Here is a 25,716-nt window from a genome sequence, read left to right as displayed (position 1 = left end):
CCATCGGGGAGCCTTGCTCCGGATCGCGGATCGCTTGCCCCCCATGGCTTCAGCCCTGCGCGTCCGCTGGGCGAGCCGCGCGGTTCGCCAACCACACCCGCATCCGGACGATCTCCGCTTCCTGGGTGCGAATGATCTCCTCCGCGAGGCCCCTGACCTCGGGATCCGAACCTTGGTCTAGCGCGATCCTGGCCATTGCGACCGCCCCCTCGTGGTGGGCGATCATCCCGCGCATGAAGTCGACATCGGCGTCGCCGCTGTAGTCGATGTTCATAGCGGCGTGCATCCGCTCGTTCGCCTCCTTGTAGGAGCGGGTGGCGGGGTCATCCGCGGCGGCATCGCCGTGCCCGGCATGCTGGTCGATCGGGCGCGCATCGACTGCCGTCGGCTCCGGCGCCGGGCGACCCTGCCGCGAGAGCATCCCGAAGCCGAAGACCGAGATCAGGAGAAAGGCGGCGATGACGCCAACCCAGCCGAGACGTTTCATGGGACTATCCTTTGCTTTCCTGAAGGCGGGTCACTCGACGCCGCGCGGGCCGCGCCAGGCCAGAAGGCGAAGCGCGTTGAAGACGACCAGCAGGGTGGAACCCTCGTGGAGGGCGACGGCGGGTCCGATGCCGAGACCGAGGATCGTCGCCGGGACGAGGAACGCCACGACCCCGAGGCTGACGAAAAGGTTCTGGCGGATGATGCGGCGGGTCTGACGGCTAAGACCCACGGTGAAGGGCAGCTTGGACAGATCGTCCGCCATCAAGGCTACGTCGGCCGTCTCCAGAGCAACGTCCGATCCGGCCGCGCCCATGGCGACGCCGACCGTCGCGGTGGCCATCGCCGGAGCATCGTTGACGCCGTCGCCGACCATGGCGACCTTGGCCTCCGCCCGCAGTTTCTTGATGGCCTCGACCTTGTCCTCCGGCATCAGGTCGCCCCACGCCTCGGTCAGCCCGACTTGGCCGGCGACCGCCTGGGCCGCCTTCTGGTGGTCGCCCGAGATCATGATCATGCGGCGAATGCCGAGCGCGCGGAGCGCCGTAAGCGTCTCGCGCGCCTTGGCCCGAGGCGTGTCGAGAAGGCCGATTATCCCGAGATCCTTTGTCCCGCGTCGAACCACCATCAGCGTCCGCCCCTGGTTGCGCAGGGCCGCTACAGCGATCTCCGCCTCCGGTCCGAGCGGTGCGATGGAGTCCGAACCGAACATCTCCGGCTTGCCGATCCAAACATCCTGGTCGTCCAGGCGTGCAGTGACGCCCTTGCCGGTCAAGCTGCGCAAATCCGTTGCGGTTCGAACGGGGGCGGCGACCAACCGCTGGCTTCCGTCGCGGACGATCGCTTCCGCCAAGGGGTGATCGCTGAGCCGTTCGACCGCGACAGCAATCTCCAGGAGCTCGCTCTCTGTCGTCTGGCCGAACGGAACGACATCGGTGATCCGCGGCCGCCCCTCGGTCAGCGTCCCGGTCTTGTCAAACGCGATGGCGTCGAGCGCTCCCAGGTTTTCGAGCGGCGCGCCACCCTTGACGAGAACCCCGGCGCGGGCCGCCCGGGCGACCCCGGACAAAACCGCGCTCGGCGTGGCGATCGCGAGAGCGCACGGACTGGCGGCTACCAGCACGGCCATCGCCCGATAGAAGCTGTCGCGGAACGGCTCGTCGACGACAACCCATGCAAACAGGAGGACGAAGGCCAGACCGAGCACGAGGGGCACGAAGACGCGCTCGAAGCGATCGGTGAAGCGCTGGGTCGGCGACTTTTGGGTCTCGGCCTCACTCACCATCCGGACGACCTTGGCCAAGGTGGTGTCGTTGGATCGACGCGTCGTTTCGATCTCGATGGCGCCGCCGCCGTTAATGGTGCCGGCGAAGACCACCGACGCCGCCGAGACATTCGCCGGCTTGGCGCGGGCCTCCTCGGGGTTCAGGACAGGCTGCTTGTCCACCGGAATGCTCTCCCCTGTCACGGGAGCCTGGTTCACGCTGGATGTTCCCTTCACGACGAAGCCGTCGGCCGGGAGACGCTCGTTCGGCCGGACGACGACGAGGTCGCCGACTTCCAGCTCTTCGACCGGAAGTTCGACGACGGCCTCTCCTCGCCGCACATGAGCGGTGCGCGGGGCCAAGGCGGCCAGAGCCTCGATCGCCTTCTTGGCGCGACCCATCGCGAAGTGTTCGAGGGCGTGCCCGAGGCTGAACAGGAACAGTAGCAGCGCCCCTTCCGCCCAGGCTCCGAGCGCCGCGGCGCCGGCTGCGGCCACCAGCATCAGGGTGTCGATCTCGAAACGCTTGCGCCGCAGATTCCCGACAGCCTCGCCGACCGTGAACCAGCCGCCCAAGGCATAGGCGATCAGGAAAAGGCCGAAGGGCAGCCATCCCGGCACGCCCGGAATGAATTTCTCGATCAGCCAACCAATCGTGAGCGCGACACCGCTGCCGACCGCGAAAATGAGCTCCGTGTTGGGTCCGAGGAAGCCGCCATGACCATGGTCGTGCCCGTCGCCTTCGGAATGTCCGTGGTCATGGCCATCGCCATCGAAGTGGCCATGGCCGTGACCGTCATCGGGCGTATGACTGGCCTCGTCATCGGATGGCGCAGTCGGCTGCGCATCAGGGCGCTTTGCAGTGGCTGAAGCAGCGTCCTCCGTCGCTCCGACCAGTGCGAGGCCGTGGCTCGCAAGGCGATCGACAAGCGTCTCACGGTTCGTGATCTGCCGGTCGAACTCCAGGCGCAGAGCGCCAGCCGGATCCAGCACCGCCTCGATCACGCCGGCTTCTTCGCCGAGCGCGGCCGCGAGCGTGCGGGCGTGCCGGGCGTGGCGGACACCCTCCACTCGCCCGACGAGATGCCCGAAACGCTCACTGACCTCGGCTCCGGCCTGACGCGCACGGCGACGGACCTGAGCCAGCGACAGCTGGTCGGGGTCGTAATGGATGCAAAGCTCTGGGCCTCCCTCGCCTTCGGCGACATGCGCCTCAGAGACGCCGGGTTCGGCCCGCAACAGCGCGATCAGCCGTCCAACGCAGCCGTCCTGCACATCGGGCGCATGAGGCAGGAGGACGGGAATGTTGAGGCGGAGGGTCTTGGGCATGATCGGGCTCCTCAGGAGACATCACGGGTAGGGATCGAGCGGTCGGGCACGAACATCCCGGCGCGCTGGGCGACGGCTCCAGCGACGAAGGCGGCGATCGCCAAAGCCGCACTCAGGAGGATGACCAGTCGCTTGCGGTTCATCTCGACCTCACGGTAGGGCGATGAGAGCGTCGAGCCAGCCGAGGTTCTGGAGGTGCTCCAGTCCCTCGAACACGGGCAACGCCAGAAGGAAGACAAGGCTGTCGCGGACAGTCCGGAGGAAGAAGGCCGGCCGGACGGACAGTTCCGCCTCATCACGCCAGAGGCGCAGGTTCGGAACGAAGCGGGGGGTGCGCACGACGTAGCTGCGGTAGGTGTCGCCGAAGGCCGACGTCAGGAAGCTTTCCTCTCGGCTCGCGACGATGCGGAACACGATCCAGCAGGCGACGGCGAAGGTGGCGCCGACGGTCAGGCTGCCCGTCTGTGCGCCGATCCCGAATGCGCCGATGAAGCTGAAAACATAAAGCGGGTTTCGACACAGCGAATAGGGCCCGCTGGTGACGATCTCCTGCTTCTTTCGGCCGCCGATGTAGAGCGAGCACCAGGCGCGCCCCAGGACGCAAACCATGATGGCGATCAGCCCGAGATGTTCGACGGGATGCTCGAGCTGTGGCTGGGCCTTCACGAGAGCGGTCCAGGCCAGCAGGGCGAACAACCCGGCGGCGATGAAGAGTTTGCGCCAGCGCTGGACGGAGGCGATGTCGATCAACGGCGGGCTCATGTCACCGAGCTCTCCGCGTCGCGTCGCGCAAGGCGCGCATCGCGTAGAATGTCGAAGCCGCCCTTGGCGGCTATGGCGGCGACCAGCACCCCCACCAGCAGGTCGGGCCACGACTGGTCCAACCACATCACCAGGCCGCCTGCGACGAGGATGCCGCCGTTCGAGGCGAAATCGTTCAGGCTGAATGTCTCGGCCGCCTTCATGTTGACGTCGCTGCTCTGCTGCCGACGGATCAGCAGCAGGCAGATCAGATTGGTAACCGCCGCTACGACAGCGAGCACCATCATGGTCGGTCCGACCGGCTCGGTTCCCGTCAGCGTCCGGCGCAGGGCGTCGAGCAGGACGAGGACCGAGAAGATCAGCAGCATCACGCCGGAGACCTGAGCCGCCCGCGTCTTCCAGATCAGCGCGCGCCCGACGGCGAGGAAGCTGATCAGATAGACGGCCGCGTCGGAGCCGTTGTCGACGGCGTTCGCGAGCAGAGCGCTGGAGTCGGCGGCGAGGCCGCCGACTCCCAGGCCCACGAACAGCAGAGCGTTCAGGAACAGCACCACCAGGAGGGTGCGGCGCTGGACCTGCTCTGTTTCGTGGGCCCCGCTCATTCCTCGATCCCTTCCGCCTTCCGGTGTTTCACGGCCTTGGCCGCGAAGGTCGGAAGGACAAGGAGCGTCAGCGCGGTGGCCGTGAGCAGGCCTCCGATGACCACGGTGGCCAGCGGCTTCTGCACTTCGGCGCCGGCGCCGTGAGCGAATGCCATCGGGATGAACCCGACGATGGCGACGAGAGCCGTCGTCAGGACGGCGCGAAGCCGGCTTGTCGCGCCTTCGATGGCGGCAAGACGCGGCGCCGCTCCGCCCGTGAGACGCTCCCGAATGGCCTGCATCAGCACGAGACCGTTCAAGGTCGCGACGCCGGACACGGCGATGAAACCGACCGCTGCGGAAACCGAGAACGGCATCCCCCTGAGGACAAGCGCCAGGGCGCCGCCGACCAGAGCCAACGGAACGCACGCGAACACCAGGCCCGCCTCGGCGAAGGATCCCAGAGCCATGAAAAGCAAGACCCCGATCAGGATGAAGACGATCGGAATGACCAGCCCCAGACGCTGTTCGGCCCGCTTCAGGTTCTCGAACTGGCCACCCCAGGTCAGGGAGTAGCCGGTCGGAAGATCGACATCGGCCTCCACCTTGGCCTGGGCCTCGGTGACGAAGCCGCCCAGGTCGCGCCCGCGAACGTTGGCCTGCACCACCATCCGCCGGCTGCCGTCATTGCGGCTGATCTGGTTCTGTCCTTCCGCGACCTGAATCCGGGCGACGGAGGAGAGCGGCACGGTCACGCCTGTGGCGGTCGTTACCGGCAGAGCCGCAAGGGCCGCCGGATCATTCCGTGCATCATCCGCGAGACGGACGACGACGCTGAAGCGACGATCGCCTTCGAAGATTTGCCCGGCCTCGGCGCCGCCGACCGCGGCCGAAACCGCCTCGGAGACATCGGCGGCCGACAAGCCGTAGTTGGCGGCCGCGAAACGATCCACGCTGACGGTCAGGGTGGGCAGACCCGACGCCTGCTCGACGCGAACGTCGGCCGATCCGGGCGTTGCACGAAGGGCGGCGGCGACCCGGTCCGCAGTGGCCTGCAGCTGGGTGAAGTCGTCGCCATAGACCATCACGGCGAGGTCGGTCCGAACCCCCGAGATCAGCTCGTTGAAGCGCAGCTCGATGGGCTGGCTGAACTCGAAGCTGTTGCCGAGTTGTCCGGCGGCGAGCTCTTCGAACCGTTCGATCAGCTCCTCTTTCGGAAGGTTCGGATCGGGCCACTCCTTGCGGTCTTTCAGGACGATGACCGCGTCCGAAATGTTCGGCGGCATCGGGTCCACCGCCGCCTCCGCCGTCCCGGTCCGGGCGAAGACAGTCTTCACCTCGGGCTGGGCCTTGATGACGCGTTCGAGGGCCATCTGCATCGCCACCGATTGTTCCAGCGAGGCGGACGGCACGCGCAACGCCTGCATGGCGATATCGCCTTCATCCAGGGTCGGAATGAACTCCCGCCCCAAAGAACTGAAGGCGATGCCGCCAATGACGAGGGCGCCGAGCGCGGACGCCAGGACGACTTTGGGCCGGTCGACGGCGGCGCGGATCGCCGGTTCGATCCAGCGCCGCGCGTATCGGAGGATGAAGGTCTCGTGCTCGTGGGCGTGGCCGTGCTCATCGACCTCGACCTTCTTCGGATCCCGGACCAGCAGGGCCGTCATCGCCGGCACGAAGGTGAAGGAGAAGATGAAGGCGCCGACGAGGGCCAGCATCACCGTTGCGCCCATGGGGATGAAGGTCTTGCCCTCCACGCCCTCAAGCATCAGCAGCGGCGTGAAGACCAGGAGGATGATCAGCTGGCCAAAAGCAGCCGGTTTGACCATCTGACGCGCCGCGGCTCCAGCAACCTCGAGCCGCTCCCGACGTGTTAGCATTCGACCGGCTTCGGCCCGCCGCTGGCTGAGCATCAGCAGGGTATTCTCGACCACCACGACCGCGCCGTCGACCAGAAGGCCGAAGTCCAGCGCGCCGAGGCTCATCAGGTTTCCGCTGATGCCAAAGCGGTTCATGCCGATGACCGCGAACAGGAAGCTGATCGGGATCATCAGGGCGGTGATCGAGGCCGCACGGATGTTGCCGAGCAGCAGGAACAGCACCACGATCACCAGCAGAGCGCCTTCGATCAGGTTCTTGGCGACGGTTGAGATGGTCTTGTTGACCAGCGAGCTGCGGTTCAGGACCGGTTCGGCGACAACGCTCGGCGGCAGGCTCGCGGAAACCTCCTCGAGACGTTCGGCTGCGGCTTGGGCCACCGTCCGGCTGTTGCCGCCGGCCAGCATCAGCGCCGTACCAACCACGGCCTCGTGGCCGTCGCGGCTGGCGCCGCCGAGACGCGGCGCCTGGCCAATCTCGACGGTGGCGACGTCGGCGACCCGGACGACCAGTCCGTTGCGGTTGACGACGGGGGCCTGGGCGAGATCCGGGATGGTCTGCGCCAGGGCGTCGGTCCGCACGGTCAAGGCTTCGCCGGACCGCTGGACATAGCCAGCGCCAGCCTGGGTGTTGGCCCGTTCCAGCGCGACGACGAGATCGTTCAGGCTCAGACCGTAACCCGCCAGACGCGCGGCGTCGGGTCGGACCGCATACTCCTTCACATAGCCGCCGTTCACATCAACGCCGGCCAGTCCCTTCGCGGTCCGCATGCGCGGGGCGATGATCCAGTCCTGAACCGTGCGGAGATAGGTTGCGCGGGCCTGGGGCGTGGTCAGGAGTTCGCCTTCGGGCGTCAGATAGGCGCCGCCCGCCTGCCAGCCGGGCTCACCCGGTTTGGCGAGGTTGGCGCTGTTGAACGGCTTGAAGTCGACCGTCCACATCAGCACCTCGCCCAGTCCCGTGGTGATGGGCGCAAGCGCCGGCTCCACGCCTTCGGGCAACCGTTCGCGCGCCTGGGCCATCCGTTCGGCCACCTGCTGGCGGGCGAAGTAGATGTCCGTGTTGTCGGAGAAGATGACCGTGACCTGGCTGAAGCCGTTTCGGCTCAGCGACCGCGTGGTCTGGATGCCAGGAATACCCGCCATCGCGGTTTCGAGCGGATAGGTGACCTGACGTTCCATCTGCTCGGGCGCGAGCGCTGGCGCGATGGTGTTGATTTGAACCTGCCGGTTGGTGATGTCCGGCACGGCGTCGATGGGTAGCTGCGTCAGGTTGTAGAGGCCGAAGGCGGCGACGATCGCCGTCGCCAGGACCACGAACCATCGGAAGCGGACCGAGGCTTCGATAAGTGCTTTGAACATGACGCCCCCTAGTGCCCGTGCTCGGCTTCGCCCTTGGCCATTTCGGCCTTGAGCAGGAAGGCGTTGGCGGACGCCACGCGTTCAGATCCGGTGAGCCCGCGCAGGATCTCGGTGCGGCCCGCGGCCTGGCGGCCTGCGAGCACTTGCACGGCTTGGAAGCCGCCCTCGACCTGCACGAAGACCACGGTGTTTCCATCGACGGTCTGGACCGCCTCGGTGGGCACGGTCATCCCGCCAGTCGCCTCGCCGGTCACGATGGCGCCAGTGACGGCCGAACCGGCTGGCGGCAGAGACGCGCCAGAGGGTCGGGCCCGGATCACGGTCGCGCCGCTTTCGCTGAGACCGGCGTCGGCGGCGACGCCGGTGACGACGGCGTCGAACTCGCCGTTCGGCCCGGTCACGCGCATCGGCGCACCGGCACGCACATTGGCCGCAAGGGCAGGCGGTGCGTTGAAGACCATCTCGACACGAGCAGGATTGCTGACTTCCGCCACCACGCCGCCCTGGGCGACGAACCCGCCCGGACCGACCTGGACGCTGCTGACCACGCCCGAGATCGGACTGGTCACGCTGAGCCTGCCCGAAGCGTTCGGAGAGCCAGCGGCCGCCGAGCGGGCGCGAGCGGCGCGGGTCGCCGCCTCGGCGCTCAGGAACTGGGCGCGTGACGCTTCGACCTCCTGCCGCGCGACGATGCCCTGATCCGCCAGACTGCGATTTCGCTCATAGGCCTGGCGCGCCGCTTCAGCGGATGCCCCGGCCGCGTCGGCGTCCGCGCGGAAGGTCGCCGCCTCGCCGCTGACAAGGTTCACAAGCGGCTGACCGGCGCGGACCGACTGACCCGGCGCGACGAGAACGCGCTCGACGCGACCTCCGACGGCAGCGCCCACGGCAGCGCGAGAATCGACCATCGGCTCTACGCGGCCGGCGAGCCGGGTCTCCCCTCCTCCTCCGCCGCCGACGCCGACGACCGTGATGCCCGCTGCCTGGATCTCTGCTGCGGTGAGTTCAATCCGACCTTCGGTCTCTGCCCCGGCGGCCTCCCCCTCGGCGTGTCCCCCCTCTTCCTCGGCATGGCCGGCTTCGCCTTCGGCGGCAGCCGGCGCGGCGGGTTCGGAGGACCGGGTGGCCAACCAGAGGCCGCCGCCTCCGAGAATGACCAGGGCGGCGACGCCGCCGATCAGCAGGGTCTTGTTCGATGTGCGCTTGCGCATCACTGGGCTCCTTCGAAGGGGGCGCGGCCATCAAGGCGCGCGAGATCGATCTCGGCTCGGACGCGCGCGAGACGCGCGTCGACCGCTGCAGACCGGGCGTTGACGAGGGCGGTGCGGGTCACCCGCAGTTCGACCTGGGAAATGCGGCCGGACTCAAAGCCGATGCGGGACAGGCGATAGGCTTCCTCTGCGGCGGCGACGCCGCCGTCAGCAGCGTTGACGCGACTGACCGAGGCCGAAAGGCGAGCGACCGCGGCAGCGCGGTCCGCCTGGGCTTCCTGCCGCGCACTCATCAGCCGGGCGTCGGCAGCGCGAAACTCGGCTTGCGCCGCTTCGATGTTTCCCCGGTTCCGGTCGAACAACGGCAGCGGCATGCTGACGCCGAAAGTCAGCGCCGTCGCATCTTCCGCCTCGAAGCGGCGGATGCCGATACTGGCGTTGATGTCGGGGCGGGCCTGAACCCGTTGAACATCGATGCGTCGTTCGGCGGCGGACCGTTGGGCTTCGGCGACGCGGACCGTCGGCGCATCCTCGATCACGGATCCGATCGTCGTCGGCGCCTCGTCGAGAAGGCTGTCTTCGATCTGCGTGACCGGAACCGGGATCATGGCGACAGCCGTGAGACGGGCATAGGCCGCGTCGCGTTCCGCGACAGCTTCATCCCGCGTCGCGCGCGCCGAGGCAGCCTCGGCCTCCCCCTGAATGCCGCGGAGGAGAGGTTCGCGACCTTCCTCCACGAGGGTCAGGGCCGCGCGGGCATCCGCGACGGTCAGGGTGAGGGTTTCTTCCGCGAGCGTGGCTCGCCTCTGCGCGGCCTCCGCTTCGGCATAGACCAGGGCCAGGCGGCCTGCGGCGTCGATGACCGCAAGGTCTCGTTGAAGGCCCACTGCGCCGGCCTCGGCGCGAGCGGCGGCTATGCGCGTCGAACGACGTCCCCACAGCTCGAGATCCTGACTGATCGCCAGGGTCATGTCCGCGTTGTTCAGACCCGAATAGGGGCCTGAGCCATAGGCGTTCTCGACATCGAAGCCGAGGACAGGGTTGGGACGCACCCGTGCCTGACGGACACGGGCTTCCGCTGCGTCGTAGTTGGCGCCCGCCTCAAGGGTCGCAGGCGCATTCCCGAGTTGAGCGAGGAGTTGGGCATAGGTCGGAGCTGGGTCAGCCCATACGGGACTGGCCAGGGTCGCCGCGATCGCAGCGAGGGCGCAGCCGACCGCGTAACGCGGCCGCCTGCGAGATGTGGGAGACATGATTCATTTCCAGAGTTTCTGAGGACGAAGAGGCGCGCTAAGGCGCAGGTCTTCGGTCAGACTCTGGGAGGACGCTTCAGGCCGTCAGGCGTGATGGACGCCCGGAAGTCATCCTGTCGGCCGCTTTGCAGAGGAGGCTCGCCGAACGACGGAGCAAAGGCGTCCACGGCAGGACCGCGCGCCGTTGAGGCGTGATGGCAGTGGCCGTGCGAGCAGATCCCGTGACCGCCGCTCTTGCCGCTGTGGTCGCCGTCGCTTTGATCATGATCGACGACCGCGTGAGCCGCAGGCGGTTCCGGCAGACAGGTCGCGGCGTCGACGGCGGGCGCAAAGAAGAAGGCGGCGAAGACAAGAGTCATCGCCACGATCAGCTTCGCCCATGTCGTCATCGACCAGGTCATCGCGCGCTGCATACTTTCGTTCTCGAAGTCAGGCAATGCGTTACAAAGTCCGAGCAGCGGCGTGGGCTGCGCGGCTCTCCGCCCTAGCCTGCACCAAGATCGAAATGGCGGACTGGAGGAAGACTCCGCCCAGCAGAAGGCCCGCCAGCAAGTCCGGCCACCGGGATCCAGTCAGCCAGACCAGCCCGCCGGCCGCGGCGACGCCCAGGCTGTGGATCAGATCGTTCCGTGTGCAAAGCCAGACGGAGCGCACGTTGGCGTCACCGTCACGGAAACGCACGAGCAGCAGGGCGGCGATTAGATTCGCGGCGAAGCCGACCAGTCCCAGACCGGTGATGACGACGCCTTCGGGCGGCTGCCCCGTGACCGCTCTCCAGACGGCGTAGCCGAGAATGCTCACGGCCATGACGAGGAGGCTTGCGCTTTTGAAGACTGCAGCGCCGGACCGCACCTGCACGGACTTGCCAATGGCCCAGAGGCTGATAGCGTAGGTGGCGCTGTCGGCCAGGAAGTCCATGGCGTTGGCGGCGAGAGCCGCCGAGCCCTGCATGAGACCACCGGCGGCGACCGCGAAGAACCCACCTAAATTAAGGGCGATGACGGCCACCAGCACACGCCGATAGGCGGGCGAGGCCCCGTCGAACCGGACCTGATGGCCGCAGCAGCCTCGTGACGGGGCGCAGGATTCTGTCGGGGCGGGCGTCGTCATGCGACCTTCATGCATCCTCTAGCCACTAGAGGATCAAGCCCTATATTTCGCGAATGGCCAGAGACCCATCCCCTCCCCCGCTCCGGACGATCGGTCGCCTCTCAGCCGAGACCGGCGTGAAGGTTCCGACGATCCGGTTCTACGAGCAGATTGGCCTGATGAAGGAAGCGCCCCGCACGGCAAGCGATCGGCGCCTCTACGACGGGGCGGCGACGCGGCGGCTCGCTTTTATTCGTCACGCGCGACAGCTGGGTTTCGAGATCGACGACATCCGCGCCCTGCTGGCGCTGTCCGACGAACCCGACCACCCCTGCACGGAGGTCAACCGGATCGCCGAGCGCCAGCTTGCGGCGGTTGAGACTCGCATTGCCGGGCTTCAGACGCTCCACGCCGAGCTCGCCCGGATTCAGGCGGCGAGTTGTTCGGGTGGGCGGATCTCCGATTGCCGGGTAATCGAGGCGCTCGGAAACCATGCGCAATGCGACGGTCCTCACGCATAGGTGCGACGCTCGGCCTCCACCATTTCAGACGGTCGTGGTTGTCCCGGTCAGGTGAACTGCTGGGCGGCATCGTTGAGCGCCTTCGCCAATCTCATCGCCCCCACAGGGTCGCCGGCCGGGACCATGTGCGACACCATGCCTTTGATCGCCATGGGATGAGGCCCGCCGCCGTACGTCGGTTGAGCGAACGCGGCCGCTTGGCCAATGAACATCACCGGCAACGCCGCTTTTCGATCCGGCCCAAGCGCGGCGAGCCAGTCCTCGTTCGTAATCTCGGCGAGCGGCGCGATGATGCCCTCGACCTGCCGGAAATAGTCGGAGATGACCGCTGCTTCGGGAAATGCCGTCGCAGGCGCGGGCCACAGGGCATCGTAGTCGAGCAGGTTCTTTACGTTCAGGACCACCAGCCCATGGTCCGCCTCGCACGCCTCGATCTGATCGGAGGCCTTCTTGATGTTGTCGTAAATCGTTCGGGCGCTTCGGCTGTGCAGGGTCTTCAGGGCCAGAGCCCAACGCCTGGAGCGGAAGGTCAACATAACGTCCGGATTGTCGCCCTTCGAGGACGAGGGGTGATCCAGCTTCACCTCGTCAGCAAACGTCATGGCCAGGGCGGCGACATAGAGCTCGATGACCTTGTTGCCGGCGTCATCGGTCACCGGGCTGGCGGCATTCTGCAGCACGGTCGTCTTCGCCAGCATCTTCAGATGGGGGATCAGCTCCCCGAAATCCTTGTGTTCGGCGACTCTCACCACTTTGCCGGCGAGATCGACGAAACCCATCGCCGCGCGCAGTACAGGCCGCGGATCCAGCGGCCTCAGAGCAGGATTTCGCCACATCTCGATGACGTTCGTCATCTGCAGCGCCTCATCCTGCGACGCGCCCGCCAGATCCACGCCGTGTTCCGACAGGATCTCCAGAAAGCGATCAACCGTCGCCTCTGCGCTCGTGAAAGAAGGGTAGGACATCAGGTCACCTGTCGCTCGCAATCGCTCCGCACAGTCTAGCAGCTTCAATCCGCCAGACCTGACCGCATGCCGCTCGCGCGAGAGGATCGACTCGACCGGGGAGCTGACCCTAGACTGTATGGCGGCGGGTTCCGGAACGGATAGGCGTTGATCGAGAGCCAGGGGACGCGAAGGCGTCGGCGGCGATCAGCGCTGAAACACCCGGCTTCCGTACAGAAGTTCCAGGCCCGCCCCCTTTTCTCGCCCTTATTCGTCGTCTGGGTCGATGAGGCCTGCGCGAACCGCCACGGCGACCGCTTCGATCCGGGTTCTTACCCTTAGCTTTGCGCAGGTCTTTTCCAGGTATCTGACGGCCTCCCCGGAGAACATGGACCGGGTCGCGCCGCTTTACGCCCTCCTGTTCCAGCAGCTGGTCGACCTGAACAGCCGCGCCCTGCCTGATGCTGGCGATCCTCAGACCTTGGTGCTGCTGGACGAGTTCGCCCGTCTAGGCCGCGCGCCGGTGCTGGCGCACGCTTTCGCCTGGGTGGCGGGATACGGGCTGCGTCTGCTCCCGGTGATCCAGAGCCCGTCACAACTCCGCGCCCTCTATGGGCCAGACGTGACGGAGGACATTGTCACCAACTGCGGGCTGGAGATCGTCTTCGCGCCCAAAGAATTGAAGGTAGCGCAGGAGCTGAGCGAGCGGCTTGGCTACTACACCTATCGCGCACGAAGCCGCAGTCGCCCGATGGGACTGGGCCAGGGTCGCCGCAGTCTGACGGACTCCGACCAGCGACGCGCGCTCATGCTTCCGCAGGAGCTGATGCAGTTTCCGCAGCATGCTTTCATCGTGCTGAAGGCAGGACTCGCCCCCACGCGCGGACGCAAGCTCGTCTATTTCTCGGACCGCCGCTTCACCGACAGGCTGCGCCCTCCGCCTGACGTGTCGGTCGCCCCGACTCCGCCGCGCCCCATAACGCCTGTTCACCCCGTCCCGATGTCCTCAGAAGCGGGGACAGACATGGATTTCGACAGCATCGTTCGTCGCTTCGCCGCCGAAGGCCTGACGCCCCCGCCGCCTGGCGCTTCCGAGAAAGACGTTCAGGCCTGGCTGGATCGGGTCGTCACCGCCCCGGCCGCCGCTCTCCCCTCGCGGGGGCGCAGATCATGACCGAAGCTCGCCCTTCTCCATCATCCGGCAACCGGATCTCGCCCCGAACCGCTTCGTCCTCCGAGCGTCGCTCGCTCGACAAGGGCGACGTGCCCGCCCAGCTGTTGGACCGCTATCTGGTCGAGCGCGATCGGCAAGGCCGACCGGAGCGCTACTATCGCGACCACAAAACTGCGGACCCGTCGTTCAGAGACCATGGGCGCGCCCTGTCTTCCCATCAGGCTTATCCGGACTCGATCGCCGCCATGTTGCGGATCGCCCAGCACCGCGGCTGGTCGAACATCAAGGTGACGGGCGACGACGCCTTTCGCCGCGAGGTCTGGGTGCAGGCCAGGACGCTCGGGCTTGAGGTCGCCGGATACCGGCCGACGGAGCGCGACCGCCAGGCGGCCAATGAGGTTCCTCAACCCAACACCCAACGGGACGCCTCCCGTCAGAAGCCCCCTGCGCGCGATGACATCAAACGTCGCCTGGAGATGGCCGCCATGGTTGTCCGCACCCTGATCGCCGATCCAGCTGCGCAGGCGCGGCTGATGGAACGCGCCTGGGCCCGGGTGCGACCCGACGCTGACAGGGCGCGAGACAAGCCGGACCGGGAGCAGAACCGGCGAGCCGAACGACGCCGGGAGCGTTAGACTTCCCCGCGCTGCGCTGGAGTCCCCCATGTCCGAACGGATTCTTGATGTCTGGGATGTCGCGAGCTTCGATCCGGAGCTACGCGACATGCTCGGCGACCACGCCGACCTGCTCCGAAACTACCACGCCACATCGCGGGAGAACCTGATCCAGCGCGAGCTGTCGGATCGCACGGGGCCCTATCCGCAGAATCCGTTCGCAGCCGACCACATTGCGCTGGCGGAGACGCTGATGACGGTGATGAACCAACGCATCATCCGGGGCTGGCACTACACCCGTATGACCGATTCCGAGGTGGACCAGTTCCGACGGGACGGCGTGCGCTTGCCCTCTCCAGCTTCGATCCGCGTCCGCCTTGACGCTCAGGTGGCGGCCGGCGCCTTCACCGTCGCTGAGGCCGATGCGATCTTTACCGCCAGCCCTTTCCAGCGCAGCCAGTCGCAGATCCGGTCGGGGCGGTTCTGGATGGTATCGCACCCGCTCGAGATCGCGGATGGCGGAGTGGAGCTGCTGCTGGGCAACTGGGGTGGCGAAGGGGTCTACTTCTGGCTCTCCGACGCGGCGCTCAAGGCCCGGGTCGCCAAGCTCGGACGCCCACGGGTCGTGGAGGTCGCCGCCCCGCTTTCGAAAACGCCCCACGGATTCTCCGCCGCTGAAGCGGTGATGGCCGCCTACGCCCGCTTGCTGGGGTGTTCGGTCGAATCCAAGGCGTTCGATCTGCATGTGACCGAACCGCTCTCCGCCAATGCAATCCTCGCCGTCCACACGGCTGGCGAACCCCCGTTCGCAGATCTGGCTCACGGGTATCCGCAGACCTATGTCGATGCGGACGCCGGCCGGTGGGACGAAATCTCCGCCGAGATCGAGCGCAGGCGCCGCTAGCGCGAACGCCCACCCGGTGTCCGGGCGGCCTCACGATCGACCGCGAGCGCCCGCGCGAGGATTTCCCGCTGGGTCGCCACGGGCGGCAGTGTGCGGATGAAGCGCTCAAGGTCCAGCCCCAACTGGCGGTCGTCGCCGGATCTGGACGCTTGCAGCCGCACCGCCTCGACCACCAGCGCGCGCCTTATGTACGCCTGCCTCTGGCTTAGCCGGGCCTCCCAAGGCGGTTCGACCGAGGGTGAGGTCGCCGCCGCCTTCAGCGCGCCCTTCATCACCTCAGGCATTTCCCCCTCCCCGCGTTCGAACCGTTCGCGGAGTTTCCTCACGGGTGTCCGCTCGGCCTTCCGCACGACGCCCCGCGCCCGCCGCGGCGTCGCCTCGGCCTCGACACCCCGATCCCGCAGCGCCGCCGCGAAGGTCTCTCGCCAGAGCTGAAGGTCGGCCTTGCGCGGATTGAGCCGCTCGCCGTCCCGCCCAAGCGCGCGGACGGTCAGATGGACATGTGGGTGCCGATCATCTGTATGCAGGGCAAAGACATAGGGATGCCGATCTCCGAACACGGTGGCGGCGAAAGCGCGTGACGCATCATGGACCCGACCGGGATCGACACCCGCCGGCATGCTCAGAACGATCGACAGGGAGACCGGCGCGTCTCGCCGACCGGGCAACACATCCAGCTCGGCGCGCCAGTCCTCGGCCAGCGCCCTCACCTCTGATTGACCCAGAAGACGCTCGCCCTCAGCCCCCTCGAGGACCAGCTTTCCATTGCGGCTGATGTAGTCGAGGTGGCGCTGGAGGTGCCCCCCGTCCCGCGTTCGGCCCGTGATCTTGACCATGACCTCGGGCGCCCGGCGCACCATGCGCGCGAGCTTGGCGCGGGCCGCGCCGGCGTCCTCGCTCCGCCCGACACGCAGGACGGCATGGGCCAACCTCGCCCGTCGCATACGGACCGGCGGACGCAGGGCGTCCTCGAACCCGACCGGGACGCGGAAGTCGTTCACGGCCCCGGCGCCCAATAGGCGAGATTGCCCTCGAAAGCGTCCCGAACTCCGACCAGATGCGCGCGGATTTCGTCCGAGAAGGCAGCAAGCTGGGCCACCTCCAGGTCCAGCACCGCCCCCTCCATCACCGCCGTATTTAACGCCCGGGCGATCTGGTTGATGTTGACCCCGATGCGTCGGAGCTCGCGCTGGACCTCGACAAAGGCGATCGCCTCGCTCCGGCTCAGCTGCGGTCGGCCATGCAGTTGCGCTCTGATCAGCGCGACCGTCCATTGGGTTCGGGACTGGCCTCGCGATGCCGCCTCGCGCTCGAGCACGACCAGGTCCACCGGCGCCAGGGCGAAGGATCTCGGTGTGGATCAGAACCTCTCGCCCTGCGCCGGGGTCGATCTCCTCGAGCGGCGCGACGGCGTAGCGGGTGTGTTGGCCGACGGTCCGATCCTGCACCGCATAGGTAGTCCGGTGGCGGCGTGCGGGTCGGTCCTGCGCCGCCGCACGAACCGCCTCTGTCAGCTGATCCCGACCCGCCCAGTCCTGGAAGAAGACATTGGCCGCGCAGTTGAGGATCTGGTGGGCGTTGAGTGCGTCGGCGTCACGATCGCGATCGATGATGACGACGCCCTGGCGATGAGCGACCGTATAGACGTCGGGATCATGGAGCATCGCCAGTACGCACGGCGACAGCGGCAGCAGCATCACCAGGCCCGCGTGCCTCAGGCTGAAAGGCCGATATCGCCCTCTGGGATTCTGGAGATGCCACCGGTTCGTCAGCACGGCGGGGTCATCCGATGTGATGAAGGGCGTCCGGCTTTCGTTGCGGATCACGGTGACCCTCAGATCATCGACGATCCGCATCTGCCGGGCATAGACCAGCATGGCCTCCTCGACCGCGACGCGCATGGCCTTCTTGACGTCGAAGTCTTCGCCGGGCGGCAGGACGCCAGGCAGCTGCGCCATCGCGGCCAGGACCTGGCTCGCGCTGGCGGCGGCCGCTTCGGTCCTCAAATGTTGGAGCAGGATGAAGCGCCTCAGCACCGTTCGGTCCAGGGCGCCGGGGATCGCGCCGTTGGGAAGGACACGCGCGAGCATCTGACCATAGGGCCCTTCGACGCTCTGGATGGCGGCCTCCAGCTGAGGATCCTGGCCATAGAAATAATCGCTGGAGCACTGGTTGCGCACCGGGGCGTTCGGGATCGCGCGGTCCCTGTCGAGGTTGAACAGGTGAATGGCCTTGCCCCCTCCATCCACCGAGAAGGGTTTGAGATGGGCCTTGGGTACGAAGTGCTGATTCTTGTTGTCGGCCATGATCCCGCGTCCTCACCGAGGCTGCCCCGGACAGGACGCGGGCGCCAGTTCAAACTGGCTGGAGGCGATGCAGGTGATCGACGGCCTTCTGCGCGTGAGCCGCCGCCGAGACGATGAACCGCTTGTCGTCCTTGAGCACCTGGAGCCAGTGACCGACATAGGCCGCATGATCCTCGCGCGGCTCGAGGGCGAGACCGAGATCCGCGCAGAGGAAGGCGGCTCCGAGTTCGGCGACCAGTTCTTCGCGAGCGTAGCCGGGATCGCCGAAACGCTGGCGGCCGAAGTCCCGATCGAGGCGGGTGGGGTGACGCGTCCAGTGCGTCATCTCATGGCCGAGGGTACCGTAATAGGCGTCGGCATCCTCGAAGCATTCGAACGGCGGCATCTGCACATGGTCCGGCCCCGGGGCGTAATAGGCGCTCCCGCCGCCGTGACGGATGTCCGCGCCGCAGTTCCGGAAGAAGGCGTCGACACGCGCGATCCGTTCGTCGGCATTGATGCCCTGGACTTCGGGCTCGCCGTAGCGATCCGGCAGGCCGTCGATCTGATCGACGTTGAAGACCGTGTAGGCCTTGAGGAACGGGATTCGCTGTTCGACGCCTTCGCCGATCTCGTCAATGTCCTCGCGCACGATCTGGTTTGCGTAAACCACCGTCGCCCCGCGCTCGCCTTTGCGGACGTGGGCGCCGAGCGCCAGCGCCTGGCGGAAGGTCATCCAGGTCGATCGGGTAAATCCCCGGCCGGTCGCTTCGCCCCACAGCAGGACGATGTTGATGCCGTTGTAGGGCGTGCCGTCATGGCGAAGGGGGCGGCTGACCGAAGTGGCGCTCTTCCAGGGCTGGGTCCAGGGGCGGACCCCGGCTTCGAGCTGGGCGAGGATCTGTTGGGTGATCCGGGTGTAGACGTCCAGGCGTGCGGGATCGGTGGGGCGCGTCATGGCGGCCTCCTCGAAAATGGATTGCGGGAAGAAGGAGCGGCGGCGCGTTCCCCGCGCCGCCGCGGCTCTTGGGTCAGCGGGACCAGATCAGGCTGTGTCCGCCCTCGACCTCCACCAGGGAGGCGTAGATCGGCGCCGGGAAGCTGGGATCGTCGAGCTTGACCGAGAGGTACTCGCGGTTCTGCTGGCTCGTCTTCTTCCAGGCGGCGCCGAACTCGGTCTGGCCGGCGAAGATCCGGAAGTCGGGGGCCTTGTCGTCGCTCTTCTCGTTGGGCCGCAGGACCGCCGACTTGACGTTGAGGGTGAGGGTCTTGATCGAACCGGTGTAGCCGTCGCCCTGGGAGGTGAAGGTGCCGATGGTGGCCATGTCAGTCTCTCCTTTGCTTCGGGCCACGCCTGCCGCGGCCTCGATGGCGATCGGCAGACCGGGGCGCGGGCGGCGCGCAGGGAGAGCGAAGCGAGGCCCCCGCAGCGAAGCGGAGGACCGTGGCAAGAGACTTTCTTGTTTCGCGAGGAAGGCCGTCAGGCCGGGGATGAAAGTCGCGTGAGCGGTTGCGCCAGCCGACCGGGTTTCGGTCAGATCCGCCTCATCGAGAGGCCGCGCCGGCTGGCGCGAGAAAGATGCGAGACAGGGGGCGCCTCGGGATCCCCCACCGCAGTCGACGCCTCACGGTGCTCGAGACCCGCTCGCAGTCCGGTGGCTCAGGCCGCGATCGGGAAGACCTTTTCGACGTCAAGGCTCCCGGCGGGCAGAGCCCGCAACAGCTCGGCCTCGGGCTTCTGAAGATTGAGCCAGGCCGCACCGTCCTCGGGGCGCAGGAGCACGATCTGCCGGTCATGATAGGGGGCGATGTCCGCCCCCGGCTCGGTGGTCAGCATGGCGAAAGCGCCGTCCTTGATCAGGCCCGCCACCCAGAAGAGCCGCTGGTCGGACAGGGTGAAGCGCCATTTGGTCTTTCGCTTCTGGCCCGGTTCCGGGTCGGTGAACTCGAAAATGCCGTCCGCCGGGATCAGGCACCGGTGTGACCCTTCAAACGACCGCCCGTCCGATCGGAAGTTGAAGACCGGTCGTCCGCCCGGCCCCTTCCATGCCCAGGGCGTCATCACCGCTTCCGGCCCTTCCGACCCCATCTGAATGATGGGCGCCCGATCGCCGATGCGAATGGAGGCCATAGGTCCGAAATTCGGCATGCCGCCCGGAAACACCAGCCGGTTTCCGCTCAGGTCGAACGCCTCGATGATGTCGTCGAACGGCAGAATGAGCTGGTATTCATTGCACATCGCGCGACCTCCTTTGACCTATGGCCGAGGATTTCACGGCTCCGGCGTCGCCGCAAATCGAAGGGGATAAGGCGACGACCGGATTGACTCCGACGCCGGCTTCGAACCAGAACATTTCAGGAACATTATAGACGCCAGGAGGAGTTCGTCCATGCCGGCCGCCGGTTCGGCCCATCTCGAGGATCTGCGCGCCCAGGTGCGCGCACTGGAGCAGGCTGTCCGTAAATCGGTGGGCGTGCTTCCGTTCGAGGTGGAGGCTCTGGACGCCGCTCTCCCCGGCGGCGGTCTCGCCCTGGGAGCGCTTCACGAAGTGGCGGGCGGCGGCGACGACGCCGTGGGGGGCGCCGCCGCCGCGCTGTTCGCGGCGGGCGTCGTCGCCCGCCTGCCGGGCTCCGTGCTCTGGTGCGTCACGCGGCCGGACCTGTTCGCTCCGGCCCTCAGTCACGCCGGGCTGGGGCCGGATCGGGTCATCTATGTCGAGGCCGGCGACGAAAAGGCCCTGATGGCCTGTTTCGAGGAGGGCCTTCGCCATGGCGGCTTGGCCGGGGTCGTTTGCGAAACGTCGCGCCTGACCATGACCGCCTCACGCCGGCTCCAGCTCGCGGCCGAGACGTCGGGCGTCATCGGCCTGGCGGTTCGGCGATGGCGACGGGCCGCCGAAGCGGCCGACTTCGGCCAGCCGACCGCCGCCGCGACGCGCTGGCGCGTCAGCGCCGAGCCGTCGGCGCCCCTGCCGGTCCCGGGCATCGGGCGAGCGCGGTGGCGGATCGAACTCATGCGTTGCCGCGGCGCCGACGCGGCGGACTTCATTCTGGACGCTTGCGATGAGACGGGTCGTCTCGCTCTTCCTGCCGAACTGGCCCGTAGAGCGGTTGCGCCGGCTGTTGGGCGCCGACGCGCCGCCGCCTGACCGCGCCCTTGTCCTGACCGGCCGGCTCGGCCGCAGGCGGGTCGTCACGGCCTGCAACAGCACCGCCGCCGCATGCGGCGCGCGCGTCGGCATGGCCGCGACCCAGGCCCAGGCTCTCATTCCTGACCTCGACGTCAGGGACGCCGATCCGGTCGGAGACGCCGACGCCCTGGATCGTCTCGCCCTTTGGGCGATGCACCGCTACGCCCCCGTCTGCCAGGCCGATCCGCCGGACGGACTGGCGATCGACATCACCGGGGCCGCCCACCTGAAGGGGGGCGAAGCGGCGCTGTTGCGCGATTTGACGGCGCGGCTTCAACGGGTCGGCGTGACCGGCCGAGGCGTGGTCGCGCCGACCTACGGCGCCGCCCATGCAGCCGCCCGGTTCCGGACCGAGGTGCAGATCATTGACGACAATGGGGTCGATGCAACCCTGTCTTCCCTGCCGCTGGAAGCCCTGCGCCTCCCGGCGGCCCTGCCGGCCGACCTTCGGCGCATGGGGTTCGAACGGATCGGCGACATCGCCCACCGACCGCGCGCGCCGCTCCAGCTGCGTTTCGGCGCGGAACTGGGGCGACGGCTCGATCAGGCCTATGGCCGGTCGACCGAGCCACTGATCCCGGTCGAGGCGCCCGAGACGCCCCGCGTCGAACGGGTCTTCGCCGAGCCGATCGGCGCGCCGGAGACCATCGCCCGCTATGCAGGGGTGCTCGTCGAGACCCTGTGCGGTCTTCTGGAAACGCGCGGCCTCGGCGCGCGGCGCCTCGACTAGCTCTGCTATCGGGTCGACAACCGGATCGAGGCCGTTCGCGTCGGCCTCGCCCAGCCGGTGCGGGACATTCGCCGGTTGACCCGATTGCTGACCGACAAGATCGAGACCATCGAGCCGGGGTTCGGCATCGAACGGATGACGCTCGCGGCGCGCGCGGCCGAACCGCTGAACTGGCGTCCGGCCGCCGCGCACCTCGGCGCGGAGGCGGAGCCGGACGTCTCCCTGCTCGTGGATACCTTGGCTAACCGGATCGGAGCCGACCGACTGTATCGACTGGCGCCGGTCGAGAGCGACGTCCCCGAGCGATCGACCCGGAAGGTCGCGCCGCTGGCCGCGCCGACGGGGCTGGCGTGGACAGCGGACTGGCCGCGCCCGGCTCGCCTGTTCCGCAGGCCCGAGCCGATAGAGACCATGGCGTTGCTTCCCGACAATCCGCCGACCCACTTTACCTGGCGCGGCGTCCGCCGCCGGATCCGCCGGGCCGACGGCCCGGAACGGATCTTCGGCGAATGGGGACGCCGCGACGCCGAGATGTGGGCTGTACGAGATTACTTCCAGGTCGAGGACGACGCCGGTGAACGCTTCTGGCTCTTCCGCGCCGGCGACGGCGAGGACGCCTCAACCGGGTCGCAGGCCTGGTTCATTCACGGCCGCTTCGGCTGAGCGCCGCCCGCCTCAAGCGCGCGCTCGACCACCGTCCTCGATCAGGCGATGAAAGGGCCATGATCCTGACGCCCTTCACCCCCGCCCTCCATCTCGACGCGGGCGTCGCGCGATGAAAAAGCTGTGCCCTTACTGTGACGGCTCGGGGCCTTTCACCCGCGAGCACATCTGGCCGGACTGGGTCCATCGCGAGACCGGCTATCAGAGTCTGTCCGAGGACTGGCGCTGCCCCGGCTGCGCTCGCAGCAAGTTCGAGATCCTGCGATGGACCCTGCGTTTTCCCAAGCTCCCGACCCGGTTCTGGGGCTGGGCCGGCGGCTATCACCGGCATCATGATCATAATCTCGATGTGATCCGATACGGGCGGGTGCCGCCCGACGGTCGATCCAGCCGGTTCCCCGACACCGTCATCTGCGAGCAGTGCAACAGCGCGGATGGAACGGCCAAGAGGAAGCTGGCCCTCCCCTCGACCTTTTCCTTCGCCCCTGAGGAAATTCGGCGCTTCGTGACGGCGACGCCGCACGGGTTCCACGCGATCGACTATGAGGCCGCCCGACGGATCTTCGACCTCGCACAGAGCCGGTAGCCGCGCGCTTCGCTCGGAACGGACCTAGCCGGCGATCCGTACCGAGATCGGGCAGTGATCCGAGGGATGCTCGGCCTCGGGGATCCCGCCGTAGCGATATTCCTCGAATGACCCCGGTTCGATACGCGCGGTCGCCGCGTCTCCCGTCGCGATGAAGTCGATGAACTCCCGATAGCGCGCCTTGCAGCCGGCCGCCTGACCGCCGGACGTGAGAATCAGGGTCGAGCCGGCCGGGTCGCCGTCGTTGAGGTCCGCCAAGAAGGCGTCGTCGCGGCTGGCGAGGCGGCGATTCCAGTCGCCCAGCACCACGAAGGCCTGGCCTTCGCGGGCCCGCGCCTCCGTCCAGTCTTCCAGTACGGGGAGTTGGTCGAACAGGACCGGGCAGTCGGGGTCGGTCAGCTCGCGCCCCGAATTGCACCCGGACTTTAGGTGCACCGCCAGAAGCCGCATCGGCCTTCCCTGGGACACCGTCACGTCGACGCCCCACCGCAGGTCGGGATTGCCCAACGCCAGGGCGCTCAGGTCAGCGTTCCGGGTCCAGGGCACGCCCTTCCTGATGGCGAACCCGACGGCCTGATTCTGGATGAAGAGGCCGGGGCTCCCCCGGCATTCACCGCTGCGGGTGCTGGGAGGACGACCGGACATGACGACGTCATAGATGGCCGGATCGAACACGCGTTCGGCCGCAGCCTTGTTCTGCACCTCCTGGAAGGCGATCACATCGGCGCGGAGCGCCGCGACATGGGCCCGCAGCCGCGCGTAGTCGGCCTCGGAGCGCGGACTGCAGCCCTCCCCGTCCCGCTCCGCGAGATGCTCCATGTTCCAGCTGGCGATCTTGAGCCCGTCGGCGTCGCGCGCCGGCATCCACCCGACGCATCCGGACAGCAGAGCGGCCGAGAGCGAAAGCGCGATCAGGGATTTCATGGCGGAGGCCTCGCAGTGAAGGGTGCGGCCCGGCCGACGGCGGGTCGGCGCGGGACCGCTGCCGGGCGCAAGGTCGGTCGCGGTCCGGCGGTCCCGCCTATCGCATCGAACCGATTCTCGCGATGCGTCCTTCGCGGCGACCTGCGTTGATTGCGTCGGGGCTGCGAGCCTGTAGGCTGACCGATGACGGGTTCCGGAACGATAGGGACCGACCTTGAGCCGGGGGACGTCCCTGACGTCGGCGGCGGCCGGTCCTGAAACCCCGGGCTTCTTCGCAGAAGTTCCAGGCCCGTCCCCCATTCTTGTCCCACCAGGATCGCCATGGCCGAAGAGCTGACCGCCGAGGAGACGGAGATCTACAGCGATCTCGCCGAACAGGCCGGCGTCGTCGCACGGAGGCTATTGGCTGAACGGGGCCTAATCTATCCTGAGGATCTCGCGCCAGAGGACGCCCGCGATGTACTGCGGAGCGCGTGGCGCGAGGCGGCCCGGACGCGGTTCGACGGTCAGGATCTTACCGAGCTTCTGGTTGAGATCGACGCAATGGTCGCAAGCCTGGTCATGACCGGTTGCCCGTCAGAGGGGCCGCCCGTCTCCATCCACTAGGCCGGAGCGCGTAGGTCATCTGCGGTCCGGTCGCGCAATTCGCGATAAGGTTCGCCGCGCCCCCCCGGCCTCGGTCCGTGACAGCACCCGGGTCTCGAACTGCGACGAGACCAGAACCTGGATTTCCCGATAGCGCAGGCCGTCCTGAAGGGACGCGCAGGTCGCCCGTGCCGTGGACAGGACTCCCAACCATTCGTCCGTTTGAACAGTGACGACACCCGGCTGATCATCGGGTGACGCCGCCGCTGAGAACATACGGTCGAGAGTGCGGTCAAGCTCATCGTGGGTCATGACCGCTGCTCTAGTGAGAGTCGGCTCGAGCCTTCCATTACGCTGGGTATGTGTCCCCAACTCCGCGCTAGGGGCTCAACGGGTTCCGTCATTAGAATGGCTCCATGGCCTATTCCGATGACGACGTCGCCGAGATGCAGGACCGCTGTGATGACTGGTTAGAGCGGGAGGGCGCCCTGACCAGCTCACTGTTCCGTCTCCAGCTTCAGGTTCCGCAGGCCAGAGAAATGATGACCCACGGCGTCTGCCGCCGCCTTTCCGACCTGAAGCATGGACTTCGTCGGGTCTTCGAGACGCTGCCGCCGCAGGAGGCCGAGCCGAGCCGCGAAGCGATCGGGGACGCCACGGCCTTCCTTCAGGCCTTCGTCATCAACATCTTCGGAGCCATGGACAACCTGGCCTGGCTCTGGTGTCTGGAAGCCGACGTGCGCGGCCCTAATGGACGTCCCCTTCACCGCAGCCGGATCGGTCTGACGCCCGACAACGCGGACCTCAGAGGCAGCCTGTCGGCGCGAAGCCAAGCCTATCTGGTAGGCACGGATCAGTGGTTTGGCTATCTGGAAGAGTATCGCCACGCCCTAGCCCACAGGATTCCGCTCTACATCCCGCCCAAACAACTCGACGACGCGGCCGCGGCGGAGTTCGCAAGGCTGGAAGCGCAGGTCGGCGGCCCAGGGTGGGACTGGGCCCGCTGGCCCGAGATCATCGCCGCCCAACGGCGGCTCGGCGTTTTCGAGCCGGTAATGATGCATTCCTTCGGCGAAGGCGCGCGACCTGTTCGTTTCCACGGGCAAATGATCTGTGACTTCGCGACCGTGATCGAGGTCGCCGAGCACATCCTGGCCGACCTCCAGGCGAGAGCCGCTCCCGCCGCCGAGGCCGGCTGAAGCGGGATCCTCGAGTTTCGGTGGTGCGGGCGGCCGGGGTCGAACCGGCATGGGCAATGCCCGACGGATTTTCGTACCACTTCGACTTTCGCCGCCGCCTGCCCCGGAAGGCCCGACGTTCGTGGTCTGGACTATCCCTTCGTCATAGCCCGAAGGCCTTAGACGCCGCCCGTCTAGTC

Annotated in this window: 28 protein-coding genes and 1 pseudogene; 10 read left to right on the top strand and 19 right to left on the bottom strand. The window is 67.5% G+C overall.

Annotation, left to right across the window (positions count from 1 at the left end; genetic code table 11):
* Window positions 1-49: 49 nt before the first annotated feature.
* From copM to KAK88_RS05500, 10 genes are read right to left on the bottom strand one after another with little or no spacing between them, the layout of a single operon-like run.
* Window positions 50-487 (bottom strand): CopM family metallochaperone, encoded by a 438-nt coding sequence (gene copM / locus KAK88_RS05540; RefSeq protein WP_242078213.1) that lies wholly within the window; start codon window positions 485-487, stop codon window positions 50-52.
* A 30-nt stretch (window positions 488-517) separates the two neighbouring features.
* Window positions 518-3,079 (bottom strand): heavy metal translocating P-type ATPase, encoded by a 2,562-nt coding sequence (locus KAK88_RS05535; RefSeq protein ID WP_242078212.1) that lies wholly within the window; start codon window positions 3,077-3,079, stop codon window positions 518-520.
* 11 nt (window positions 3,080-3,090) lie between these two features.
* Window positions 3,091-3,222, bottom strand: a complete 132-nt coding sequence (locus tag KAK88_RS16015; protein ID WP_255347087.1) for a hypothetical protein — start codon at window positions 3,220-3,222, stop codon at window positions 3,091-3,093.
* A 7-nt stretch (window positions 3,223-3,229) separates the two neighbouring features.
* Window positions 3,230-3,841, bottom strand: coding sequence for a methyltransferase family protein (locus KAK88_RS05530; RefSeq protein ID WP_242078211.1), 612 nt, complete (start codon window positions 3,839-3,841; stop codon window positions 3,230-3,232).
* Window positions 3,838-4,443: a cation transporter gene (locus KAK88_RS05525; protein WP_242078210.1), complete on the bottom strand. Its 606-nt coding sequence runs from the start codon at window positions 4,441-4,443 to the stop codon at window positions 3,838-3,840. The genes KAK88_RS05530 and KAK88_RS05525 overlap by 4 nt, the downstream gene beginning before the upstream one ends.
* A complete protein-coding gene (locus tag KAK88_RS05520; RefSeq protein WP_242078209.1) occupies window positions 4,440-7,664 on the bottom strand; it encodes an efflux RND transporter permease subunit in 3,225 nt (1,074 codons plus the stop codon). Before KAK88_RS05520 ends, KAK88_RS05525 begins: the two co-directional genes overlap by 4 nt.
* An 8-nt stretch (window positions 7,665-7,672) precedes the next feature.
* Complete coding sequence (locus KAK88_RS05515; RefSeq protein WP_242078208.1) at window positions 7,673-8,875, bottom strand: efflux RND transporter periplasmic adaptor subunit; 1,203 nt, start codon at window positions 8,873-8,875, stop codon at window positions 7,673-7,675.
* Entirely contained in the window at window positions 8,875-10,128 is a 1,254-nt protein-coding gene (locus KAK88_RS05510; RefSeq protein WP_242078207.1) for a TolC family protein, read from the bottom strand. Before KAK88_RS05510 ends, KAK88_RS05515 begins: the two co-directional genes overlap by 1 nt.
* Before the next feature lie 56 nt (window positions 10,129-10,184).
* The gene (locus KAK88_RS05505) at window positions 10,185-10,541 is read right to left on the bottom strand and encodes a hypothetical protein (protein WP_242078206.1); all 357 of its coding nucleotides are present in this window, start codon (window positions 10,539-10,541) and stop codon (window positions 10,185-10,187) included.
* Window positions 10,542-10,569: 28 nt separating this feature from the next.
* Window positions 10,570-11,238, bottom strand: coding sequence for a cation transporter (locus KAK88_RS05500; RefSeq protein ID WP_242078205.1), 669 nt, complete (start codon window positions 11,236-11,238; stop codon window positions 10,570-10,572).
* Between the two features lie 116 nt (window positions 11,239-11,354).
* Between KAK88_RS05500 and KAK88_RS05495 the strand changes: the two genes are divergently transcribed.
* On the top strand, window positions 11,355-11,738 hold the full coding sequence (locus tag KAK88_RS05495) for a MerR family transcriptional regulator (RefSeq protein WP_431307207.1): 384 nt from the start codon (window positions 11,355-11,357) through the stop codon (window positions 11,736-11,738).
* A 47-nt stretch (window positions 11,739-11,785) separates the two neighbouring features.
* Here the strand turns inward: KAK88_RS05495 and KAK88_RS05490 are convergent, their stop codons facing one another.
* Window positions 11,786-12,751, bottom strand: a complete 966-nt coding sequence (locus KAK88_RS05490) for a hypothetical protein (protein WP_242078203.1) — start codon at window positions 12,749-12,751, stop codon at window positions 11,786-11,788.
* A 319-nt stretch (window positions 12,752-13,070) separates the two neighbouring features.
* On the opposite strand from KAK88_RS05490, the gene KAK88_RS05485 reads away from it, so the two are divergent.
* The 3 genes from KAK88_RS05485 to KAK88_RS05475 are packed head-to-tail and all read left to right on the top strand — an operon-like array spanning window position 13,071 to window position 15,374.
* Window positions 13,071-13,856: a type IV secretory system conjugative DNA transfer family protein gene (locus KAK88_RS05485; protein ID WP_242078202.1), complete on the top strand. Its 786-nt coding sequence runs from the start codon at window positions 13,071-13,073 to the stop codon at window positions 13,854-13,856.
* Window positions 13,853-14,491 (top strand): LPD7 domain-containing protein, encoded by a 639-nt coding sequence (locus tag KAK88_RS05480; RefSeq protein WP_242078201.1) that lies wholly within the window; start codon window positions 13,853-13,855, stop codon window positions 14,489-14,491. The genes KAK88_RS05485 and KAK88_RS05480 overlap by 4 nt, the downstream gene beginning before the upstream one ends.
* Before the next feature lie 28 nt (window positions 14,492-14,519).
* Window positions 14,520-15,374, top strand: coding sequence for a hypothetical protein (locus KAK88_RS05475; RefSeq protein ID WP_242078200.1), 855 nt, complete (start codon window positions 14,520-14,522; stop codon window positions 15,372-15,374).
* Here the strand turns inward: KAK88_RS05475 and KAK88_RS05470 are convergent.
* The 6 genes and pseudogenes from KAK88_RS05470 to KAK88_RS05445 all read right to left on the bottom strand — a co-directional run bounded on the left by KAK88_RS05470 (window position 15,371) and on the right by KAK88_RS05445 (window position 19,898).
* Complete coding sequence (locus KAK88_RS05470) at window positions 15,371-16,375, bottom strand: relaxase/mobilization nuclease domain-containing protein (protein WP_242078199.1); 1,005 nt, start codon at window positions 16,373-16,375, stop codon at window positions 15,371-15,373. The genes KAK88_RS05475 and KAK88_RS05470 overlap by 4 nt on opposite strands.
* The gene (locus tag KAK88_RS05465; protein ID WP_242078198.1) at window positions 16,372-16,704 is read right to left on the bottom strand and encodes a MobC family plasmid mobilization relaxosome protein; all 333 of its coding nucleotides are present in this window, start codon (window positions 16,702-16,704) and stop codon (window positions 16,372-16,374) included. The genes KAK88_RS05470 and KAK88_RS05465 overlap by 4 nt, the downstream gene beginning before the upstream one ends.
* Window positions 16,705-16,966: 262 nt before the next feature.
* Window positions 16,967-17,680, bottom strand: a pseudogene (locus KAK88_RS16130) (DUF4238 domain-containing protein); the annotation flags it as partial.
* 49 nt (window positions 17,681-17,729) lie between these two features.
* Window positions 17,730-18,617 carry an ArdC family protein gene (locus KAK88_RS05455; protein WP_242078196.1) on the bottom strand — a complete coding sequence of 296 codons (888 nt, stop codon included), beginning with the start codon at window positions 18,615-18,617 and terminating at the stop codon, window positions 17,730-17,732.
* A gap of 73 nt (window positions 18,618-18,690) precedes the next feature.
* A complete protein-coding gene (locus tag KAK88_RS05450) occupies window positions 18,691-18,984 on the bottom strand; it encodes a DUF736 domain-containing protein (RefSeq protein ID WP_242078195.1) in 294 nt (97 codons plus the stop codon).
* 335 nt (window positions 18,985-19,319) lie between these two features.
* The gene (locus tag KAK88_RS05445; RefSeq protein ID WP_242078194.1) at window positions 19,320-19,898 is read right to left on the bottom strand and encodes an SOS response-associated peptidase; all 579 of its coding nucleotides are present in this window, start codon (window positions 19,896-19,898) and stop codon (window positions 19,320-19,322) included.
* 151 nt (window positions 19,899-20,049) lie between these two features.
* Between KAK88_RS05445 and KAK88_RS05440 the strand changes: the two genes are divergently transcribed.
* The 4 genes from KAK88_RS05440 to KAK88_RS05425 all read left to right on the top strand — a co-directional run bounded on the left by KAK88_RS05440 (window position 20,050) and on the right by KAK88_RS05425 (window position 22,829).
* Window positions 20,050-20,808, top strand: a complete 759-nt coding sequence (locus tag KAK88_RS05440) for an ImuA family protein (protein ID WP_242078193.1) — start codon at window positions 20,050-20,052, stop codon at window positions 20,806-20,808.
* Window positions 20,723-21,580: a Y-family DNA polymerase gene (locus tag KAK88_RS16085; protein ID WP_242078192.1), complete on the top strand. Its 858-nt coding sequence runs from the start codon at window positions 20,723-20,725 to the stop codon at window positions 21,578-21,580. Before KAK88_RS05440 ends, KAK88_RS16085 begins: the two co-directional genes overlap by 86 nt.
* An 84-nt stretch (window positions 21,581-21,664) precedes the next feature.
* Window positions 21,665-22,243 (top strand): DUF6504 family protein, encoded by a 579-nt coding sequence (locus tag KAK88_RS16080; RefSeq protein ID WP_242078191.1) that lies wholly within the window; start codon window positions 21,665-21,667, stop codon window positions 22,241-22,243.
* A gap of 112 nt (window positions 22,244-22,355) precedes the next feature.
* The gene (locus KAK88_RS05425; RefSeq protein WP_242078190.1) at window positions 22,356-22,829 is read left to right on the top strand and encodes a hypothetical protein; all 474 of its coding nucleotides are present in this window, start codon (window positions 22,356-22,358) and stop codon (window positions 22,827-22,829) included.
* 24 nt (window positions 22,830-22,853) lie between these two features.
* Here KAK88_RS05425 and KAK88_RS05420 read toward each other — a convergent pair whose 3' ends face one another.
* Window positions 22,854-23,753: an endonuclease/exonuclease/phosphatase family protein gene (locus tag KAK88_RS05420; RefSeq protein WP_242078189.1), complete on the bottom strand. Its 900-nt coding sequence runs from the start codon at window positions 23,751-23,753 to the stop codon at window positions 22,854-22,856.
* Between the two features lie 321 nt (window positions 23,754-24,074).
* Between KAK88_RS05420 and KAK88_RS05415 the strand changes: the two genes are divergently transcribed.
* Entirely contained in the window at window positions 24,075-24,359 is a 285-nt protein-coding gene (locus KAK88_RS05415) for a hypothetical protein (protein WP_242078188.1), read from the top strand.
* Between the two features lie 15 nt (window positions 24,360-24,374).
* Here the strand turns inward: KAK88_RS05415 and KAK88_RS05410 are convergent, their stop codons facing one another.
* Window positions 24,375-24,650, bottom strand: coding sequence for a hypothetical protein (locus KAK88_RS05410; RefSeq protein WP_242078187.1), 276 nt, complete (start codon window positions 24,648-24,650; stop codon window positions 24,375-24,377).
* Window positions 24,651-24,754: 104 nt separating this feature from the next.
* Between KAK88_RS05410 and KAK88_RS05405 the strand changes: the two genes are divergently transcribed.
* Window positions 24,755-25,537 carry a hypothetical protein gene (locus KAK88_RS05405; protein WP_242078186.1) on the top strand — a complete coding sequence of 261 codons (783 nt, stop codon included), beginning with the start codon at window positions 24,755-24,757 and terminating at the stop codon, window positions 25,535-25,537.
* Window positions 25,538-25,716: the final 179 nt, after the last annotated feature.

Source organism: Brevundimonas diminuta (assembly GCF_022654015.1).
Lineage (GTDB): Bacteria > Pseudomonadota > Alphaproteobacteria > Caulobacterales > Caulobacteraceae > Brevundimonas > Brevundimonas diminuta_C.
This window is presented reverse-complemented; position numbering and strand designations above follow the sequence as displayed.

Excerpts from the sequence above, each read along its gene's own strand:
- copM (WP_242078213.1), bottom strand. The coding sequence starts at position 487 with ATGAAACGTCTCGGCTGGGTTGGCGTCATCGCCGCCTTTCTCCTGATC.
- KAK88_RS05535 (WP_242078212.1), bottom strand. The coding sequence starts at position 3,079 with ATGCCCAAGACCCTCCGCCTCAACATTCCCGTCCTCCTGCCTCATGCG.
- KAK88_RS16015 (WP_255347087.1), bottom strand. The coding sequence starts at position 3,222 with ATGAACCGCAAGCGACTGGTCATCCTCCTGAGTGCGGCTTTGGCGATC.
- KAK88_RS05530 (WP_242078211.1), bottom strand. The coding sequence starts at position 3,841 with ATGAGCCCGCCGTTGATCGACATCGCCTCCGTCCAGCGCTGGCGCAAA.
- KAK88_RS05525 (WP_242078210.1), bottom strand. The coding sequence starts at position 4,443 with ATGAGCGGGGCCCACGAAACAGAGCAGGTCCAGCGCCGCACCCTCCTG.
- KAK88_RS05520 (WP_242078209.1), bottom strand. The coding sequence starts at position 7,664 with ATGTTCAAAGCACTTATCGAAGCCTCGGTCCGCTTCCGATGGTTCGTG.
- KAK88_RS05515 (WP_242078208.1), bottom strand. The coding sequence starts at position 8,875 with ATGCGCAAGCGCACATCGAACAAGACCCTGCTGATCGGCGGCGTCGCC.
- KAK88_RS05510 (WP_242078207.1), bottom strand. The coding sequence starts at position 10,128 with ATGTCTCCCACATCTCGCAGGCGGCCGCGTTACGCGGTCGGCTGCGCC.
- KAK88_RS05505 (WP_242078206.1), bottom strand. The coding sequence starts at position 10,541 with ATGCAGCGCGCGATGACCTGGTCGATGACGACATGGGCGAAGCTGATC.
- KAK88_RS05500 (WP_242078205.1), bottom strand. The coding sequence starts at position 11,238 with ATGACGACGCCCGCCCCGACAGAATCCTGCGCCCCGTCACGAGGCTGC.
- KAK88_RS05485 (WP_242078202.1), top strand. The coding sequence starts at position 13,071 with ATGGACCGGGTCGCGCCGCTTTACGCCCTCCTGTTCCAGCAGCTGGTC.
- KAK88_RS05480 (WP_242078201.1), top strand. The coding sequence starts at position 13,853 with ATGACCGAAGCTCGCCCTTCTCCATCATCCGGCAACCGGATCTCGCCC.
- KAK88_RS05475 (WP_242078200.1), top strand. The coding sequence starts at position 14,520 with ATGTCCGAACGGATTCTTGATGTCTGGGATGTCGCGAGCTTCGATCCG.
- KAK88_RS05455 (WP_242078196.1), bottom strand. The coding sequence starts at position 18,617 with ATGACGCGCCCCACCGATCCCGCACGCCTGGACGTCTACACCCGGATC.
- KAK88_RS05450 (WP_242078195.1), bottom strand. The coding sequence starts at position 18,984 with ATGGCCACCATCGGCACCTTCACCTCCCAGGGCGACGGCTACACCGGT.
- KAK88_RS05445 (WP_242078194.1), bottom strand. The coding sequence starts at position 19,898 with ATGTGCAATGAATACCAGCTCATTCTGCCGTTCGACGACATCATCGAG.
- KAK88_RS05440 (WP_242078193.1), top strand. The coding sequence starts at position 20,050 with ATGCCGGCCGCCGGTTCGGCCCATCTCGAGGATCTGCGCGCCCAGGTG.
- KAK88_RS16085 (WP_242078192.1), top strand. The coding sequence starts at position 20,723 with ATGAGACGGGTCGTCTCGCTCTTCCTGCCGAACTGGCCCGTAGAGCGG.
- KAK88_RS05425 (WP_242078190.1), top strand. The coding sequence starts at position 22,356 with ATGAAAAAGCTGTGCCCTTACTGTGACGGCTCGGGGCCTTTCACCCGC.
- KAK88_RS05420 (WP_242078189.1), bottom strand. The coding sequence starts at position 23,753 with ATGAAATCCCTGATCGCGCTTTCGCTCTCGGCCGCTCTGCTGTCCGGA.
- KAK88_RS05415 (WP_242078188.1), top strand. The coding sequence starts at position 24,075 with ATGGCCGAAGAGCTGACCGCCGAGGAGACGGAGATCTACAGCGATCTC.
- KAK88_RS05410 (WP_242078187.1), bottom strand. The coding sequence starts at position 24,650 with ATGACCCACGATGAGCTTGACCGCACTCTCGACCGTATGTTCTCAGCG.
- KAK88_RS05405 (WP_242078186.1), top strand. The coding sequence starts at position 24,755 with ATGGCCTATTCCGATGACGACGTCGCCGAGATGCAGGACCGCTGTGAT.